Raw genomic sequence first — 18,464 nt, forward strand, 5'->3', positions numbered from 1 at the left:
TTCATTCCCCCAGGTCGAGAGTGAGTTTGTTGACGGCGAACGCCTCGGCGTAGCGCGCGTGGCATTCGATGCCGCGGATCCGGGCGAGCCCGAGGAAGGACTCCCGGTCGTACCAGGGCCGGTGCCGCTGCGAGGGGTAGTGCTCCTGCAGCAGCCGCACCTTCTCTTCGGCGGTCTCCGGCGACAGTGGTTGGTACGCCGCCATCCGGCCGAGGTCGCCGTCCCACTTGACGATCTCGTAGCCGAGTACGAGGTGGTCGCGGAACGCGGTGGGCACCAGCTGCGCCAGGCCGCGGTGGTCCTGGTGCGCGTCGTCGGTGCGCGGGGCCAGTACGAGGTCCGGCTCGGTCCGCGCGCGCAACTCCTCGACCGCGGCCTTGGCCTCGTCCCAGTGCACGGGCAGTCGGCCGTCCGGCAACTTGTCGACGGTCAGGTGCAGTTCGGCGCCCGGACAGAAGGCGGTGAGCGCGGCCTGCTCCTCCTGCTCCCGCTCGCTGCCGCCGCCGGAGAGCACCAGCGCGTCGATGCGGAGGCCCGGCCGCGCGCGGCACAGCGCGAGCAGCGTGCCGCCGGCGCCGATGGCGATGTCGTCGCAGTGCGCGCCCACCGCGACGATCCGGTCCAGGCGCTCCGCCCCGAGCCGGATCACGCCCGCGCTCCGGCGCAGGCCCTGCTGCCGGTCGCGCCGGCCCCCGGTCCGCCCCGTTCCCACACGGCCCACGGGCGGTCGCCCCGGGCGTGGGCGGCGTCGAGCGCGGCCCGTTCCTTCACGGTGTCGGTCGGCTTCCAGAAGCCGCGGTGCCGGTGCGCCACCAACCGCCCCTGCTTGGCGAGTTGGGCGCATCCGTCGGCGACCAGGTCCCCGTTCTCGGGTATGTGGTCGAAGACCTCCTGGCGGAGCACGAAGTAGCCGCCGTTCTCCCACAGCGGCAGTTCGCTCACCGCGGTGATGCCCCCGACCAGGCCGTCCTCGGCCAGGTCGACGCAGTGGAACGAGGACTGCGGGGGCACCACCATCATTGACGCACCGGCGTCGCGCCGGGCGAAGTTGTCGATCATCTCCGGCAGCGGGGCGTCGGTGAGGACGTCCGCGTAGTTGGCGAGGAACATCTCGTCGCCGTCCAGGTGGTGCCGCACCCGGCGCAGCCGCTCCCCGATCGGCGACTCGACGCCGGTCTGCGCGAACGTGATCGTCCAGTCGGCGATGTCGGTGGACAGCAGCTCGGTCCGCCCGCCCCGCAGCACGAAGTCGTTGGACGTCGTCTCCTCGTAGTTGAGGAAGAAGTCCTTGATGTGGTGCGCCCCGTAGCCCAGGCACAGGATGAACTCCCGGTGCCCGAAGTGCGCGTAGTAGCGCATGACGTGCCAGATCAGCGGCCTGGGACCGACCATCGCCATCGGCTTGGGCGCTTCATCGTAGACGCCGGCGCCGCTGCGCATCCGCATCCCGTAGCCGCCGCAGAACAGGACGACCTTCATGCTGTGACCTCTTTCACGACGTGACCTCGACGATGCTCAGTTCCGGGATGGGGAAGACCAGCCGGCCGCCCCAGGCGCGCACGAAGGACAACTGCTCGACCAGTTCCTCCCGCAGGTTCCACGGGAGGACGAGGACGTAGTCCGGTCGGTCGGCGGCGATCTGCTCGGGCGGCAGGATCGGGATGCGGGTGCCCGGCGTGAACCTGCCGTGCTTGTACGGGTTGCGGTCGACGGTGTAGGGGAGCAGGTCCGGGCGGATGCCGCAGTGGTTGAGCAGGGTGTTGCCCTTGCCCGGCGCGCCGTAGCCGACGACGGTCTCGCCGCGTTCGGCCGCCCCGATGAGGAACGTCAGGAGGTCCCGGCGGACCTTGGCCACGCGACCGGAGAACTCGGTGTAGCCGGACAGCTCCTGTAGCCCGGCGGCCTTCTCCCGGGCCAGCACGTCGGCCACGTGCCGACTCGACTCGCCGGCCACCTCGGCCGGCCGGGCCCACAGTCGGATGGAGCCGCCGTGCGTGGGCAGCAACTCGACGTCCACGAGCGCGAGTCCGCCGCTCGCCAGCGCCCGGATCGCGGAACCGACCGTGTAGTACTGGAAGTGCTCGTGGTAGATCGTGTCGTACTGGTTCTCCTCGATCAGGGTCAGCAGGTGCTGCACCTCGATGGAGACCCAGCCGTCGTCGGCGACCAGGGCGCGCAGTCCCCGGGTGAATCCGACGACGTCCGGGATGTGCGCGTACACGTTGTTGGCCACGACCAGGTCCGCCGGGCCGTGCTCGGCGCGGACGGCCGAGCCGGTGTCCGGGGACAGGAACTCCGTGCGCGTGGGCACCCCCGCGTCCCGGGCCGCGGCACCGACGTTCACCGACGGCTCGATGCCCAGGCAGCGGATCCCCCGGTCCACGATGTGCCGCAGCAGGTACCCGTCGTTGCTCGCGACCTCGACCACGAAGGAGTCGGGGCCGAGAGCCAGGCGCCGCACGGCATCGGCGACGAACGTGCGCGCGTGCTCCACCCAGGAGGACGAGTAGGAGGAGAAGTACGCGTACTGGGTGAACGTCTCCTCCGGCGTGATCAGCGGAGGGATCTGCGCCAGCCAGCAGTCGGCGCAGACCCGCAGGTGCAGCGGGTACGTCGGCTCCACCGTGTCCAGTTGGTCCGCGGCGAGGAAGCTCTCGCACGGTGGCGTCGCCCCAAGGTCGACGACGCTCGCCAGCGCTTCCGAGCCGCAGAGTCGGCATCGTGTCATCTACTGTCCCCATCCCCCCTGCTCGCGCGGGTCTCCCCGCCGCGAGTCAGTGCCGACCGCCCCGCGATCGCGGTGCGGTACTCCTCCAGCAGGCGCTCCAGCCCGACGGCCGGGCTGAAGCCCCGCTCGTAGCGGAGGCGGGCCGCCCGGCCCATCTCCCGGTTGCGGGCCGGCTCGGTCGTGACCCGGCGCATGCAGGCCGCGAGCGAGGCGACCTCGCCCGGCCGGTGCAGCAGCCCGCTCACCCCGTCCTCGACGAGCTCGACGAACGCGCCGTGACCGGCGGCGACGGCCGGCACCCCCGCCGCCATCGCCTCGGCGACCACCAGGCCGAACGCCTCCAGCCACGTCGAGGGAGCCACCACGGCGACCGAGCGCGCGAGGGCCCGCCGGCACTCCGCCGTGTCGTACAGGCCGACGTAGCGCACGTCGTCCCGGGCCGCCGCCCAGGCGGTCACCTCCCGCTCCAGCGGCCCCGTGCCGGCGATCACGAGCGGCACGCCCACCCCGCCGCCCGCCGCGAGCTCGTCCCACGCGGCCATGAGCAGCCGCACGCCCTTGGCCTCCGCGAGCCGCCCGAGATAGAGCAGGTGCTCGCCGGCGTCCGTTCGGCGGACGTCCGGTTCGGGCACGAAGTTGTGCTTCACCGCCAGCCGTTCGGCCGGCATGCCGGCCCGCACCAGGACGTCGCGTTGCGCCGCGGAGATGCAGAGGAACCGCTCCACGCCGGACCACCACCGCCGCCGGTTGACCGACAGGCTGACCGCGAGCGGCACCGTCGCGAGCCGGGAGCCCCGGTAGCAGCCGTGCCGGACGGCGGGCAGCGGCGCCGCCCCGACGCACTCGGTGCACGGCCGGCCGTCCCGCTGCAACGTGCCGGGCGGGCAGACCTGCGTGTAGTTGTGCAGCGTGGCGACGGCGGGCACACCGGCGTCGGCGCAGGCGGCCAGCACCGCCGGCGACAGGAGCGGGAAGACGTTGTGGACGTGCACCACGTCCGGCCGTTCGGTGCGCAGCCGGGCGGTGAGTTCCGCGCGGACCGCCGGGTTCCACGGCACCAGCAGCGGCACCGCGGCCTTGCCCGGCAGGGACCGGGCGGCGATGTCGTCGCTGCGCCGCTCGAACACCTCGACCCGGTGGCCGGCCGCGCGCAGCAGCGCCGCCTCCTGGTCGACGACCTTGTTCTCCCCGCTCGGCTGCGCCGAGGCGTAGCGGTTGTGCACCACGAGGACGTGCATGGTCAGGTCACCTCCGATCTCTGGGCCCGTCGCGGGGCGCGGCGTCGGGGAACTTCGGGCGCGGGGACGGGCGTGGCCGCGGCGGGCGTCGCCAGCAGCGCGGCGGCGAGGGCCAGGTGCAGCAGGTACGGCGAGGCGTCGCCCAACCCGGCCTCGGTGTACGACGCGATGGCGCAGTAGCTGATCAGGAAGATCGCGCAGGCCCTCGGCAGCGACGGCGGCCGCAGCAACGCGACGCCGCCCAGCACGAGGAGGAGCGCCGCCACGAGGGCGATGCCGATCAGACCCTGCTCGTTGTAGACGGCCAGCCAGCTGTTGTCGATCGGCAGCCCGCCGAACGACTTGTCGCCCAGGCCCACGCCGAACAGCTGCTCCGAGGTCGACCGGGGGGCCGCCAGCAGCGCGTCCCAGACCTTGGCCCGCCCGGTGAGGCTGGAGAAGTTCTCCTGGCTCTGTCCGCGCAGGAACCACGCCTCCAGCACGGAACCGAGCGCCACCGCGGCCACCGCGGCGCACAGCACCGCCCAGGTGAAGAACCGGCGGGCGGCGGCGCTGGTCAGCAGGAGCGAGCCGATCGCCAACGCCAGCCCGAGGAACAGCCCGAGCGTGGCCGTCCGGGTGTGGGTCAACGCGAGCAGGACCAGTGACGGCACGATGACCACCGCCGCGCCGGCCCGGTCGGCCCGGCGGCCCAGTACCAGCAGCACGGTGAGCCCGACGATCACCGCGGCGTACTGCCCGATCTGCGGCGGGGTGAGCGGCCACAGCGCGCCGACGAGGCGCCCGCCGTAGAGGTCGGGCAGGGCCGCGCCCGGTGAGGCGACCAGGCCGGCGGCCACCGATCCGAGCACCGCGAAGTACGTCCGGACGTGGTGCCGGACGAACGTCGGGCCGTCGTCCCACCAGCGACTGAGCAGCCACAGCGTGCCGACGAAGAGGGCCAGCCGGGCGCAGCGGAACAGCGCACCGAACCCGGACTCCAGGCGGGCGCTGGAGATCACACTCGTCACCAGCAGCAGCGTGAGCAGGGACAAGAAGGCGCTGGGGCGCACACGCAGTCGGCGATTGAGGACGAGCGCCAGCACGAACGCGGCGACCAGCGCGCCCATGGTGACCACCTGGATCAGGGAGCGGGGCAGCGGAATGACGGTCTTCGCCCCGGCGGAGCCGAGCGTGTTGAGGACCAGCAACCCCCAGACGATCCCGACGGCCTTCGGCGTGCCGGCGGGGCGCGGTGCCGCGCCGGGCCGGGTGCCCGCCGTGTCCGGTCCGCCCGGCGGCCCACCGGGCGTCAGGCCCCCGCCCATCTCAACCACCGGCCTGCGGGGCGAGGGTGCTGCCGGCGTCCTGCTGGTACGGCGTGCCCTGCCACTGCCCGGCGTCGAGGACCCGGCTGGGATCGTGGGCGACGAACTTCCACGGTCCGACGTAGACGTTGTCGTGCCAGCGGTTGTGTTGCCGGCTGGTGATCGCCTCGGCCACCTGGTCGCCCTGGTACGGCGACCAGTCCGGGTAGGTTCCGTAGTTGGCCAGCACTGCCATGCGGTCGCACTTCGCCGTGCACGTGACGACGGACGGGTCCAGCACGAAGCGGTTGCCGTGGATGTCCACCCGCTGGGTCTTCCACCGGCAGTCGGCGTAGAGCGGTGCGCTGGCGATCGCCGGCTCCGCGCAGCGGTGGGTGTCCCGGACCAGCAGGGTGCAGGCACCGGACGAGGTGTTGGCCGGGCTGTTGCAGAACCGGTCGGCGTTCTCCCACAGGGTGATGCCGTTCCAGTTGTTCTCCAGCACGTTCCGGTAGATCTCGATCTTGTCGGTGCGCGCTCGGATCCGTGGTTCGCCACCGGATTCGGACAGGTAGACGGTCGCGAACGGGAAGTCGTCGCCGCGGTCGGCGGCCCGACGGCCCTCGACCCAGTTGTTCCGCCGGATCGTGTTGTTCCGGATGACCGCGTTGTAGCTGGTCTCGTAGATCAGGGCGGCGCCGTCGTTGGCCTCGATCACGTTGTCCTCGATGCGGAAGTCGTTGTTGTTGGTGTCCGCCCACACCCCCGTTCCGCGGTTGTCGTGCACCCAGTTGCCGCGTACCTCGGCGCCGTTGACGGCCCAGAACTTCACCCCTCCGGTGCAGCCGCAACCCGGCCGGCGCCGTTCCCAGTCACCGGTGTTGTTGCCCGCGATCTCGTTGCCCTCGACCACCAGGTCGGTGACCCGGCCGCGGGCCGTGTACGCGTTCAGGCCGTACTGCCCGTTGTCGCGCAGGCAGCTGGCGCGGACCCGCTGGTGGTCGCCGGCCATCAGGCCGGCCCCCGAGTTGTTCCGGAGCGTGGCGTGCTCGATCACCCATCCGTCGGCCGAGTCGTGGTTGACCACGCCCTCGTTCTGCGGCGCGACGAAACGCTGCACGGTCAAATAGCGGAGGGTGACGTCGCGGGCGCCGCCGCCGAACGCGTACTGGTTCTCCTCCCGGCCGTCGAGCACCGCGCCCGGCGCCCCCAGGTAGCGGTCCCCTTCCTTGGGGATGACCTGGGCGTAGCGGTCCGGGGCGAGCCGGTGCGTGCCGGGGCGGAGCCAGAACGTGGTGTGCGGGGGACTGTCCTTGGTCTTCGCCGCCAGGTCGCCGACCACCGAGGGATCGACCGTCACCGCGCCCGCCGGCGCCTTCGTCGGCCCGGCCGCGGGTGCGGCGCACACCCGGGCCACGGACGTGGACGACGCCCCGGACGTGACGGGCGCAGCGGTCGCCTTCGCCCGGGCGTCTTGCGCGCCCTCGCAGCCGGTCGCCGCCAGCAGGGCCAGCGCCAGCGGTGCCGCCGCCCACGCCCAGTGCCGCCTCTCGCTCCCCACGCGCCCCCCTAGCCGCGGAACCTGAGCACGGTGGTGAAGCCCTCCGCGCCGTCGGCGAAGCCGGTGCCGACCAGGGTGGTGGCGGGCTCCTTGCGCCCGAAGCCGGCGGAGTACCAGCCCAGCGGCGGAGCGGTCTCGCCGCGGTGGGCCCGCCAGCGCAGCTGCCCGGGCAGGTCGAGCACCGCGGAGCGGTCCTCGCCGTCCCGGGTCCAGGTGAGCACCGCCCGGTCGTCCACCAGGTCCGCGACGATCGCCGGGCCGAGGTGGAACGCGAGGCGCACCGCGGCCCGGCGCCGGCCGCGCACCTCGTCCACGATCCTCAACTCCCGCCGCACGGAAGTAAGTTCCACCCTTCGGCGGTGCACCCGGCCCTCGTATCCGTCGTGCTCGGCACACCAGCGGGCCACGCCCTCGTCGGACGGGTCCGCGACCAGGACGCGGCTGCGGGCATGCCGGGTCCACAGGAACGGGCCGCCGGAACCGGACTGGTCACCGCCGTCCAGTTGCAGGGTGTTGTGGCCGAGGGTCGAGCGGAAGTACTGCCGCCACTCGGGCTGCCCGTGGTAGCAGAACGTCCCCGGGTCGGCGAGCACATCGATCCCGTCCTGCCGCACCTCCACGGACAGCGCGTCCGCGTGGGCGTGTGCGGCGATCGACAGGAAACCGTGCGGACCGCCGTCGCAGCGGCACCAGATCCCCGCCGGGCCGCGCAGGACGGTCATCCCGGCGTCGGCGAAGTGCGCCGGCCGGCTCGCCGGGCGGGCCACGTCCCGCACGTCAGGTGCGATCAGCGCGGCCAGCAACGGGGTGCGCACATCGGTGCCCGTCACCGTCGGCCACCAGGCGAGCCGGCCGAACACGGCGTCGCCGGTCGCCAGCAGCGAGGCCCAGCGGTCGGTGCCCGCGCCGTCGACCACCAGACCGTGCCCGTCGTCCGCGTCGCCCTGACGCGGCGGCCGCAGCCGGTCGTCGACGACGGCCGCGAGCGCGTCGGTCATCCGCAGCAGCACCAGCCGGACGGTCGCGGGCACCGGCACGCCGGCGGCGTCCGCCTCGGCGAGCGCGGCCAGGCCGAGTTCCAGCACGAGTCCGTGGTACTCGGTGGCCAGTTCGCGGTTGAGGCCGGAACCGAAGGTGTTGCCGCGCAGGTGCCGCTCCAGCGACCGCAGCGCGTCCGCACGCCAGCACGCCGAGGCGGGGAACCACCCGAACGCGCAGCCCGCGGCGAACTGCCCGGCGGCCTCTGCGATGACGTGGTTGTTCGCCGAGGACCCCCGGCTGGGGAAGGCGGCCAGCCAACGCTGGTGGTGCCAGATCTGGTTCACCGCCACCGGGTTGTCCTCGAACAGCCCGGCCGCGCCCGGCCAGCCGTCGAGCAGCCGGCGGATCCACACCCAGGACAGCAGCCGGATGCCCAGCTCGATGCCGCTGATCCAGTGCACGCCGCGCAGCGGCGGGTTGGCCGCCCACCACGACCGCAGGTGCGCGGCCACGCGCTCCGCGTACCGCTCGTCCCCGGTGACCGCGTGGGCGGCGGCGAGCACGGTGAGGTACTGGTGCCGGGACAGCTCCCAGATCTGCTTGATGTCGCCGACCGCGTCCTCGTTCCGGTACGGCACGTCGAAGGCGTAGCCCGACGGGGCCCGGCGTCCGGTCTTCGGATCGGCCCACCAGTCCGGGTCGGCCAGGTCGTCGCGGACCACCCCGAAGTACGCGACGTGCCCGTCCATCAGCCGGTCCGCTTCGGCGACGAGCCGTTTCGCGGCGTCCGGAGATATGGCGGAGAGCGCCCCGGCGGGCAGCACCGCGGTGAACCGGGCACCGGTCACGCGCGGGCAGTGCGGCCGCGCCGACCGCCACCGCCGCCTGCGCACCGCGTCGCCCACCCGGCCGCCGATTTCGGCCGGCGCCATCCGGGACAGCCGCCGCAGGTACCAGCCCGTACTCCCCGAGATCACGGTCATCGCGCCCTCGCCAACGTCACCGGCGCGCCGCCGACCAGGCCGGCCCGCACGGCGAGGGTGGCCGTCGTGGTGGCGACCAGCGACTCCAGCGGCACCGGCATCGGCCCGCCGGTCCGCACGGCCTTGACGAACGCGGCCAGTTCGGCGTTCTGGCCCTTGTCCCGGGCCTTGGGCAGCCGTGAACTGACCCACTTCTCGGGGCCGTGCACCGAGGCCCGGACGAAGTCGTCGAGCCGCAGCACCTTGCCGTCCGCGACCAGGTCCAGCGTCTCCTTGGGGAAGCCGGGCGCGCCGGTGGTGACGTAGCTGAGGGTGGCGAGGGACCCGTCCGGGTAGCGCAGCACGACCTGGAGGTCCTCGTTGCCGGACGGGGCGACGGCGTACACCGAGACCGGGTCGGCCCCGAGCAGCCAGCTCGCCGTGTCGATGAAGTGCCCGCCCTCGCCCTCGAACCGCGAGCCCTCGGTGCCCTGTTGGAGGTACCAGCTGCCGTGCTGGAGGCGGCCCGCGTTGACCAGGTAGCGCAGGCTCGCCGGGCCGGTCCGAGTGCCGAACCGCCGCTTGGCCTCGGTCAGCAGCGGCGCGAACCGCCGGTTGAACCCCACCTGCAACCGGTCGTTGCCGGACTCCGCCACCGCCGCGAGCACGCCGGCCAGCTCGTCCTCGGTGAGGGCCAGGGGCTTCTCGACGAACACCGTCTTGCCGGCCAGCAGCGCCTGCCGGGTCAGTTCGGCGTGCGAGCTGTGCCGGGTGACGACGAACACCGCGTCGATGGCCTCGTCGCCGAGCACGGCGTCGACGTCGGTGGTCGCCTCGGCGAAGCCGAACGTGCGCTGCGCGTTGGCCGCGGACAGCGCCGTCGTGGTGACGACGGCCGACAGCTCGACGCCGTCGCGCCCGGCCAGGTGCGGCAGCAGCATCGACGTCGCGTAGTTCCCCGCGCCGACGAACGCCAGGCGCACCGGTGTCCTGGCGCTCCGGGCCGGACTCCGCCGCACCTGCACCGAGGGCACGGCCACCGCCGGGGCCGCCACCTCCCCGGCGCCCGGGTGTTCGGGGTACCGGAACAGTACGGCCACGGCCTTCAGAGCGCCGTCCTCCAGGCGCCGGTACGTCTCGACGGCGTCGTCGAAGGCGGCGACGTGCGAGACCAGCGGCTCCACGTCGACGCGGCCGCGGGCGACGAGGTCGAGGAAGCAGGCCAGGTTGCGGCGCTCGGTCCAGCGCACGTAGCCGATCGGGTAGTCCCGCCCCTGGAGCTCGTACTCCGGGTCGTAGCGCCCGGGGCCGTAACTGCGGGAGAACCGGACGTCGAGTTCCTTCTCGTAGTACGCGTTCCACGGCAGGTCCAGGCGGCACTTGCCGATGTCGACGACCCGGCCGCGGTCCCGGCACAGCCGGGCGGCCAGCTCGACGGGTTGGTTGCTGCCGCCGCCGGCGGCCAGGTACACCTGGTCCACGCCGTGGCCGTCGGTGAGTTCGGCGACGGCGGCCTCCATGGCCGCGGACGCGGGATCGCCGCAGGCCGCGGCGCCCAGACGCTCGGCCAGCTCGCAGCGCGCCGGGTCGGGGTCGACGCCGACGACGCGGACTCCCGAGGCGCCGAGGAGTTGCACCACCAACTGGCCGATCAGGCCGAGGCCGATGACCAGCGCCACGTCGCCGAGCTGTGGCTCGCCGCGGCGCACGCCCTGCATCGCGATCGACCCGACGGTGCCGAAGGCGGCGTGCCGCGGCGCGAGGCCGTCCGGCACCGGGGCGTAGAGGTTCCTCGGCACCCAGTTCAGCTCGGCGTGCAACGCGTGCTCGTTGCCGGCGCAGGCCACGAAGTCGCCGACCTTCACGTCGTCGATGCCGGTCCCGACCTGCTCGACCATCCCGCACAGCGAGTAGCCCAGCGGCGTGTAGGAGTCCAGCTTGCCCATCACCTTGCGGTAGGTGGCGGGCACCCCGTTGGTGGCCACGCTCTGCATGACCTTCGCCACCTGGTCCGGCCGCGAGCGGGCCTTGCCCAGCATCGACATGCCGGCCTCGGACACCTTCATGAGCTCGGTCCCGGTGGAGATCAGCGAGTAGGCGCTGCGGACCAGCACGCCGCCCGGCTTGCACCCCGGCACCGGCACGTCGAGCACCGCCAGCTCGCCGCTCTTGTAGTTCTGCACAACCTGTTTCACCCGAAGTCCCCTTGTTCCTCAGCCGTCTTCTACGCCGTCGTGCGCGCGCTCGGGCCGGACCCGGAGGTCGCGCCGCGATACCAGTGTTCGAGGGTCAGCACATGCCACAGATGCTTGGAGTAGTCCCGCTGCCCGGTGGCGTCCTCGGCGACCATGCGCGCCAGGGCGTCGCGGCGCAGCAGCCCGGAGGTGACGAGCACGCCGTCGTGCACCACCTCGCGCACCAGCGGCGCCAGGTCCCGGCTCATCCAGGCGCGCAGCGGAGCGCTGAACAGGCCCTTGGGCCGGTAGACGATCTCCCGCGGCAGGATGGAGGTGGCCGCCTCCTTGAGGACGGCCTTGCCCTGCCGCCCGACGATCTTGCGGTCGCCGGGCACCGCGAACGCCGCCCTGACCACCTCGACGTCCACGTACGGCACCCGCACCTCCATCGACGCGGCCATGCTCGACCGGTCGGTGTACGCGAGGTTCAGGCCCGGCAGGAACATCCGGGCGTCGCCCAGGCACATGCGGTTGACGAAGTCGTCGAGGTCGTTGTCCTGATAGACGTCCGCGTGTTCGGCGAGCACGTCCTGGACCGTCCCGGCCAGGTCCGGATCGAGCAGGGCGAGCAACTCGTCCCGGTCGTACATCGTGTAGCTGCGCCGGAACGCGGTCTCCTCCGGCAGTTCGGCGAAGGAGAGGAACCGCTTCGCGAAACGCACCGACCGATATCCCCGGCGGGCCGTGGCGACCGGCAGCCGGTCCACGACCCGGGACAGGCCGCGCCGCACCGGGCGCGGGACGCGCTGGTAGCGCAGTGCGAGCAGGTTGGCCAGGTGCTTGCGGTACCCGGCGAACAGCTCGTCGGCGCCCATCCCCGAGAGCATCACCTTGACCCCGGCCTCCCGGGCGGCCGAGCAGATCAGGAACGTGTTGATCGCGGCGGGGTCGCCGATCGGCTCGTCCAGGTGGTACGTCATCTGCGGCAGCAGGTCGAGCACGTTCGGAGCGATCTCGATCTCGTGCAGGTCGACGCCGAACTGCCCGGCCACCTGCCGGGCGTGGCGCAGGTCGTCCGGCATCGCCTCGAACCTGGCGTCCTCGGCGCGGAACCCGATCGTGTAGGCGGAGATCCCGGGCCGGTCGCGGGCCGCCAGCGCGGTCAGGTAACTGGAGTCGAGACCACCGGAGAGGAACGTCGCCACGGGCACGTCGGAGCGCAGGTGACGCCGGGTCGACTCCTCGACGACGGCCGCGATGTCCGGCAGCTCGCCGGCCCGGGCCCGCTCCCGGCCCTCGGCGGCGACGTCCCGCAGGTGCCAGAACCGGCCGCGCTCCACCCGGCCGTCGGGCCGGCACCTCAGCCAACTCCCCGGCGGCAGCTTCTCCGCCTCGCGGAACGCGCACCGCGAATCCGGCACCCAGTAGTAGAGGAGCGAGGCCACCAGCGCCGCGTGGTCCACCTCCAGCGAGCCGCCGGTCGCGGCGGCGAGCGCCTTGAGCTCGGAGGCGAACGCCAGGCCCGCACCGCGCCGCAGCAGGAACAGCGGTTTGATGCCCAACTGATCGCGGGCGAGCACCAGTTCACCGGTCCGCTCGTCGAAGATCCCGAACGCGAACATGCCGCGCAGCCGGGGCAGGCAGTCCGTGCCCCAGCGCCGCCAGGCTTCCAACAGCACCTCGGTGTCGGAGGTGCCGCGGAAGCGCACCCCGGCGGACGCCAGCTCGGCACGGAGCTCGGGCGCGTTGTACAGCTCGCCGTTGTACGTCAGGGCGAGGCCGCCCGCGACCATCGGCTGGGCGCCGGTCCCGGACAGGTCGATGATCGCCAACCGGCGGTGTCCGAGGGACACTTCGCCGTCCCCGACGGGGTGGTCGTACCGGCCCGCCCCGTCCGGGCCGCGGTGGACGAGGGTGTCGGTGAGCCGGTCGGTGACGACCTTCCCGTCCGGCCATCGGTACGTCCCTGCGATGCCACACATGTCCTACCGAGCCTCCTGGTCGTTGTCCGGGACCCGCGTCGCGCACATCGGCTGCAGCTGCGCCCGCGGCCGGCCCTCCCCCACTGCCTGAACGGCGTGGGAGGTACCCCCACCGTTCTGCCGGGCCGGCCGTTCGCTGCGGCCGCGCAGCGCGGTCTGCAGCCCGTCCCACAGCGTGCCGTCGGTCCGGTCCCGAGGATCGGGGTCGATCAGCACCACGCCGAGCACCGCGATGCGCTGGTCCGCGAGTTGCCGCGCCACGGTGTGCAGCCAGGCGGCGTTGCCGTGCCCGGCCCGCACGACGAGCACGGTCCGGGTGCCGAGGTACTGGAGGTCGGTCCACGCGGTGCCGGGCGCCACCGAGCCCACGCCGAACCGGCGTTCGTCGCGCGACCCGGCCGCCGCGGGCTCGCCGCCGACCACGCTCGGGCCTCCCGGCCTTCGGCGGCGACCCGCGAGCTGCGGCCCGGGCAGCCCGTCGACGACGACCACCGGCCCGTCCGGTGCGAGGGCCCCGGCGAGGTCCAGGGCGAGCGCGCTCGTGCTGCGCGCACAGCCCAGTTCCAGCAGCGACACCGGTTCGGCGGAGCCGCGCACGGTGCGGGCCAGGGACGCGACGAGCCGTTCGCGCGCCGTCCGGATCCGCCGGCGCTGCCACGGCCGGCCCGACCGGCGGGGCAGCTCGGCGATGACCGACGCGCCCAGGTTCGCGGCGATGTCCCGGCGCAACACCGGGCGGTCCGCCACCACCACGCCGACCGCGGCCAGCGCGAGCCCCAGGACGAGGCCGAGGACGAGCCCGACCGCGGCGTGGGTGAGCGCGGCCTTGGCCAGGGAGCGTGGCAGCGCGCGCGGGGCGTCCACGATCTGCGTGCCGGCGATGACCTGGGGCGTGCCGGTGCGCGCCTCCTCGGCGCGCTGGTCGAAGTCGGCGATCCTCGACGTGAGTTCGGCCCGGCGGGCGAAGCGCGACTCAAGGCTCGCGGAGTCCTTCGGGCCGCCGCCCGGCGCTCGGTCTCCGATCGCCTTGTTGACCTGGGCGAGCTCGTCCCGCAAGCGGTCGCGCTGGTCGTCCAGGGCCTTGGCCTCGGCCTTCGCGGCGTCCCACATCCGCCGCACGTGGTCCGCGACGAACGCCTCGGCCAGCGCCTTGGCACGGGCCACCGCCTCCGCGTCGCTGTGACCCGTCACGTCGATCTGCAACAGGTTGTTGGTCAGGCCGGTGCCCTGGTAGTCCCGCAGGAAGTCCGCCGGCTTTTCCGGGGACTTGAGGGACTTCAGGGCCTCGTCGGCGATCCGGGTGGTCCCCAGCAGCGCGACGTCGGTGCGGATCAGGGATCCGGGGTCGTTCGGCTGGTCCTCCTTGTGCGCGACCAGCACCTTGGTCACCGCGGTCGGCGGCGTCGGCAGCAGGACCGCCACCGCCGCGCCGACGAGCAGCCCCAGCAGCGCCATGGCGCACCACAGGCGGCGCCGCCTCCGCACCGCCACCACCAGCGCCTGGAGGTCCAGCAGCGGAGCGGTGGCCGACGACTCCGACGTCGTACGCGTCGTCACCCGGCACCTCCCGTCGTGTCGTCGGCCAGCGCGAGCACCGGCGCCGCGGCGGCCCGAGGACGGTCCGCGGACCGCGTCGGACGGGCCCGGACCGGGCCGGCGAGGACGATCCCGACGACCTCCTGCTGGGCGTCCGCACACGCCTCGGCGATGCCGGTGAGCTCCGACGCGGTCCAACTGCCCGCGCTGAGCACGACCAGGACACCCGACTCGTCGTCGCGGTCCGGCACCATCGGCCGGCCCACCGAGACCCGCACCGTCCGCAGCACGGGACACCCCCTGTACGAGGAGCTCGGGGAGGGAGCGCCCCCGGCCTCGACGACGAGCTGCCCGGCGGCCCGGCGGGCGATCTCGTCGCCGTCCGGAACGACGACCAGCAGCCGCCGGGGGGACGGCAGTTCGTCCCGGAGGCGGGCGCACAGCCGCCGGTAGCGGAGCCGCCTGGTGGCCTCGTCGCCGGACGTCTGCGGGGCGGGTGCGTCCCACCGGACGTCGAGGTCCAGCAGCGCGCGGATCCGGGCCCACGGGCCCCGGCCTGCCGGCCGGCGCGCGGGTCGTTCCTCGGGTACGTCGACGGTGCCCAGCAGCGTCGAGCCCAGCGCCGCGGCGATCTCCGGTGCGGCGCGCAGTCGGTGACCCCGCCGTGCGGCGGTGAGATGGCCGATGACCGTGAGCAGGAGGAACAGCAGCGCCCCGGCGGCGATGAGCTGCGTGCGCGTCGGTGGCGCCGCGCCGGCCGGCCGGGTCGCCGGCCCCATGACGACCATGTTGGCCTTGTTGGCGGCCGGGGCGGCCTGGTCCAGCTTGTTGAGGGCCTCCTGTAATGCGGTGCGCAGCTTCGCCAGCTCGGTGCGGGTCTGCACGCCCTCCACGGTCCGTCCCGGATCGGCGGCGTCGGCCAGCTCGGTGATGCGGCGGCTGGTCTGCACCACCGTCTGCCGCAGCGCCTCGGGTCGTGCCGCCGCTTCGGGGTCGGCGCTCTCGCCCGCCATCCGTGCGGCGAACGTGACGAACTGATGCACCATCTGGTCGGTGAGTTGCTGGGCGCGTTCCGGAGTGTCGGCCGTACCCGACACCGTGATGATGTTCCCGTCGGCTGCCTTGGCGCCCACCCGGTCCCGCAGCTCGCTGCCGCTCACCCCGGCCCAGCCCAGGGTGGCCGCCGCACGGTCGACCACCGTCGAACTGGTCGCGACGTCCACCTGCGTCAGCAGCTCGCGCTCCTCCCACTGCCCCGGCAGCAGGACCGATGCCGACGCCGTGAAACTCGGCGGAAACAGCAGCGAGGCGCCGTAGCCGACGAGCGCGCCCACCACGGCGAGGACGGTCAGGAGCCGCCAGCGCCCACGGATGATCCGCCCGATCGTGGCCAGGCGTATCGTGTCGTCGCTCAACGGCGGGGCCTCTTCCCCGTCCGGTTCGGGTGGCCCGCCGACGCCGGAGTGCGGTCCCGGCAGGCAGCGGAGTAGGCGGCGAGCAGCGCCGCCTGCGAGTTCCGCCAGGAGAGCTGGCCGCTGATCCGCTCCTGGCCGATCTTGCCCATCCGGGCCCGCGCCTCCGGGTCGTCCAGCAGCTGCGAGATGAGCCGGGCAAACGCGGCCTCGTCGTTGGCGGGCGCGTACACGGCGGCGTCACCGGCGGAGACCCGCGCCTCCCGGAGGTCGAACGAGACGACGGGCCGGCCCATCGCCATGTACTCCAGGACCTTGTTCATGGTCGACACGTCGTTGAGCGGATTGCGCGGGTCGGGGGAGAGGCACACGTCCGCGGTGGACAGATGGCGCACCAGGTCGGCGTCCGGAATGCGCCCGGTGAACTCCACCTGTTCCGAGAGCCCGAGCCGCCGGGACAGTGCCACCATCGCGTCGAAGGCGTCGCCGGCGCCGACGAACACCGCGTGCCAGTCGGTCCGGCCGAGCTCGTCGCGCAGCTTCGCGAGGGCTCGCAAGGCGTAGTCGACGCCGTCCTGCGGGCCCATGACGCCCAGATAGCACAGCAGATGGGGCTTGCCACGCTTCAACTCCGGCTCGGGCGGCACAGGTTGGAACCGGTCGACGGCGGGCGCGCTGCGCACCACGAAGACGTCCGCCGGCTGTTTGCCGCCGCGGCGCACCGCGACGTCCCGGTAGCTCTCGTTCGTGGCGAGCACGATGTCCGCCGCCCGGTAGGTCCGCCGTTCCAGTGCGCACACGGCGCGGTAGAGCAGGTCTTCGCCGCGGTGGAACCGGGAGAGGTACAACTCGGGCACCAGGTCGTGCTGGTCGAAGACGAACCGTGCGCCGCGCCGTTTCAGCCACAGCGCCGGCAGGAACAGCAGGTCGGGCGGGTTGCAGGCGTGGACCACGTCGACCGGGCCGACTCTGCGGGCCAGCCGGGCCGTGTGCCACAACGCCGATCCGTACTCCCGCAGGTAGCCGGCCGGGCCCCCGGTGGCCGCGCGCAGCGGGTAGCGGTGGATCCGGACCCCGTCGATCACCGCCTCCGGCTCGGTGTCCCGCTTCTCCCCCCGGGGACAGATGACGTGGACCTCCCAGCCCGCGTCGCGCAGTGTCGTGCACTCCTGCCACACCCGCCGGTCGAACGGCACCGACAGGTTCTCCACCAGGACCAGCGCGCGCCGGGCCGTCCCGTCGCCGCTGACCGTCTCACCGAACGATGTGTCACCAAGCAAGGCCCACGTACCCCGGTTCGGCCCGGCGCGCCTCGGCGTCGGGAAGGCGGATGAGATCGACGATCACCGGGCCGCCGCCATGGGGCAGCGCCGACAGTACGGCCGGGTCCTTGGTCCCGACCAGGCACACCTCGGCGTGGTCGAGGACCTCGTCGACGGAGTCCGCGAGCAGCTGCGCGAGGTGCGGCAGCCGGGTCTCGATGTACTCGCGGTTCGCGCCGAGCAGCCGGGAGAGGCTGACGTTGGCGTCGTGGATGCGCAGGTCGTACCCCTTGCCGAAGAGCACCTCCGCCAGCTCGACGAGCGGGCTCTCGCGGAGGTCGTCGGTGCCCGGTTTGAAGGACAGCCCGAACAGGCCCACCCGGCGCTTGCCGGTGCGCTCGACGAGGTCCACCGCGCGTTGCAGGTGGTCGGCGTTGGAGGCCAGCACGTGGGCGAGGATCGGCACCGAGACGTCGGCCCGGCGTGCCGCGTGGACCAGGCTGCGCAGGTCCTTGGGCAGGCAGGAGCCGCCGAAGGCGAAGCCGGGTCGCAGGTAGGCGGGGGAGATGTTCAGCTTGCGGTCGGCCAGGAACACGTCCATCACCTGGTGCGAGTCCACCCCGAGTGCCTGGCACACCGCGCCCAGCTCGTTCGCGAAGCCGATCTTGAGGCCGTGGAACGCGTTGTCCGCGTACTTGATCGCCTCGGCCGTCGGGATCGGCACCCGGAACACCGCGCCGGGCAACCCCTCGTACAGCGCCGCCACCACATCGCCGCTGGCCCGGTCGAGCTCGCCGACGACGGTCTTGGGCGGGTCGAAGAAGTCCCGCACGCTCGTGCCCTCGCGCAGGAACTCCGGGTTGACCGCGACCCCGACGTGCACCCCGGCCGTGCCGCCCACGGACTTCTCCAGGATCGGCACCAGCAGGTTCAGGCAGGTGCCCGGGAGCATGGTGCTGCGGAACACGACGGTGTGCCGCCCGCCGCGCCCACCGCGGTCCGCCAGCGCGGCGCCGATCTGTGCGGTGACCCGCTCCAGGTACGTGGTGCACAGGCTGCCGTTGGGCTCCGACGGCGTGCCCACGCAGACCAGCGACACCTCGCTGCCCGCGATGGCCTCGCGGACGTCGCCGGTGGCGCGCAGCGCTCCGGTCCGCACGACCTCGGCGACGAGCTCGCCGATCCGCTCCTCGACCACCGGTGCCTTGCCGTCGTTGACCAGGTCGACCTTCACCTGGTTGACGTCCACCCCGATGACCTCGTGACCCATGCTGGCCAGGCACGCGGCCGACACGCAGCCCACGTAGCCGAGCCCCAGGACGCTTATTCTCATGACGCG

At 73.2% G+C, this 18,464-nt stretch carries 13 protein-coding genes; all 13 read right to left on the minus strand.

What is annotated here, in order from left to right; genetic code table 11:
- Position 1 precedes the first annotated feature (1 nt).
- Genes ACLJT4_RS16835 through ACLJT4_RS16895 form a run of 13 tightly spaced genes read right to left on the minus strand, consistent with a single transcriptional unit; the run spans position 2 to position 18,458 of the window.
- On the minus strand, positions 2-649 hold the full coding sequence (locus ACLJT4_RS16835) for a PIG-L deacetylase family protein (RefSeq protein ID WP_411123131.1): 648 nt from the start codon (positions 647-649) through the stop codon (positions 2-4).
- Positions 646-1,479 (minus strand): glucose-1-phosphate cytidylyltransferase, encoded by an 834-nt coding sequence (locus tag ACLJT4_RS16840; RefSeq protein ID WP_411123132.1) that lies wholly within the window; start codon positions 1,477-1,479, stop codon positions 646-648. The genes ACLJT4_RS16835 and ACLJT4_RS16840 overlap by 4 nt, the downstream gene beginning before the upstream one ends.
- 13 nt (positions 1,480-1,492) lie before the next feature.
- Positions 1,493-2,728, minus strand: a complete 1,236-nt coding sequence (locus ACLJT4_RS16845) for a class I SAM-dependent methyltransferase (protein ID WP_411123133.1) — start codon at positions 2,726-2,728, stop codon at positions 1,493-1,495.
- On the minus strand, positions 2,725-3,966 hold the full coding sequence (locus ACLJT4_RS16850; RefSeq protein WP_411123134.1) for a glycosyltransferase: 1,242 nt from the start codon (positions 3,964-3,966) through the stop codon (positions 2,725-2,727). Before ACLJT4_RS16850 ends, ACLJT4_RS16845 begins: the two co-directional genes overlap by 4 nt.
- Before the next feature lie 2 nt (positions 3,967-3,968).
- The gene (locus ACLJT4_RS16855) at positions 3,969-5,273 is read right to left on the minus strand and encodes an O-antigen ligase domain-containing protein (protein ID WP_411123135.1); all 1,305 of its coding nucleotides are present in this window, start codon (positions 5,271-5,273) and stop codon (positions 3,969-3,971) included.
- A 1-nt stretch (position 5,274) separates the two neighbouring features.
- Positions 5,275-6,813 (minus strand): right-handed parallel beta-helix repeat-containing protein, encoded by a 1,539-nt coding sequence (locus ACLJT4_RS16860; RefSeq protein WP_411123136.1) that lies wholly within the window; start codon positions 6,811-6,813, stop codon positions 5,275-5,277.
- Positions 6,814-6,821: 8 nt separating this feature from the next.
- Positions 6,822-8,777: an alginate lyase family protein gene (locus ACLJT4_RS16865; RefSeq protein ID WP_411123137.1), complete on the minus strand. Its 1,956-nt coding sequence runs from the start codon at positions 8,775-8,777 to the stop codon at positions 6,822-6,824.
- Positions 8,774-10,951 carry a bi-domain-containing oxidoreductase gene (locus ACLJT4_RS16870; RefSeq protein WP_411123138.1) on the minus strand — a complete coding sequence of 726 codons (2,178 nt, stop codon included), beginning with the start codon at positions 10,949-10,951 and terminating at the stop codon, positions 8,774-8,776. The genes ACLJT4_RS16865 and ACLJT4_RS16870 overlap by 4 nt, the downstream gene beginning before the upstream one ends.
- A 29-nt stretch (positions 10,952-10,980) precedes the next feature.
- A complete protein-coding gene (asnB, locus tag ACLJT4_RS16875; protein ID WP_411123139.1) occupies positions 10,981-12,915 on the minus strand; it encodes an asparagine synthase (glutamine-hydrolyzing) in 1,935 nt (644 codons plus the stop codon).
- 3 nt (positions 12,916-12,918) lie between these two features.
- A complete protein-coding gene (locus ACLJT4_RS16880) occupies positions 12,919-14,472 on the minus strand; it encodes a Wzz/FepE/Etk N-terminal domain-containing protein (RefSeq protein WP_411123140.1) in 1,554 nt (517 codons plus the stop codon).
- Complete coding sequence (locus tag ACLJT4_RS16885) at positions 14,469-15,866, minus strand: polysaccharide biosynthesis protein (protein WP_411123141.1); 1,398 nt, start codon at positions 15,864-15,866, stop codon at positions 14,469-14,471. The genes ACLJT4_RS16880 and ACLJT4_RS16885 overlap by 4 nt, the downstream gene beginning before the upstream one ends.
- Positions 15,863-17,143, minus strand: coding sequence for a glycosyltransferase family 4 protein (locus ACLJT4_RS16890; protein ID WP_411123142.1), 1,281 nt, complete (start codon positions 17,141-17,143; stop codon positions 15,863-15,865). Before ACLJT4_RS16890 ends, ACLJT4_RS16885 begins: the two co-directional genes overlap by 4 nt.
- Complete coding sequence (locus ACLJT4_RS16895) at positions 17,133-18,458, minus strand: nucleotide sugar dehydrogenase (RefSeq protein WP_411123143.1); 1,326 nt, start codon at positions 18,456-18,458, stop codon at positions 17,133-17,135. The genes ACLJT4_RS16890 and ACLJT4_RS16895 overlap by 11 nt, the downstream gene beginning before the upstream one ends.
- Positions 18,459-18,464 lie beyond the last annotated feature (6 nt).

This window comes from Streptomyces sp. x-19 (genome assembly GCF_046549115.1).
Taxonomy (GTDB): Bacteria; Actinomycetota; Actinomycetes; order Streptomycetales; family Streptomycetaceae; genus Streptomyces; species Streptomyces albulus_C.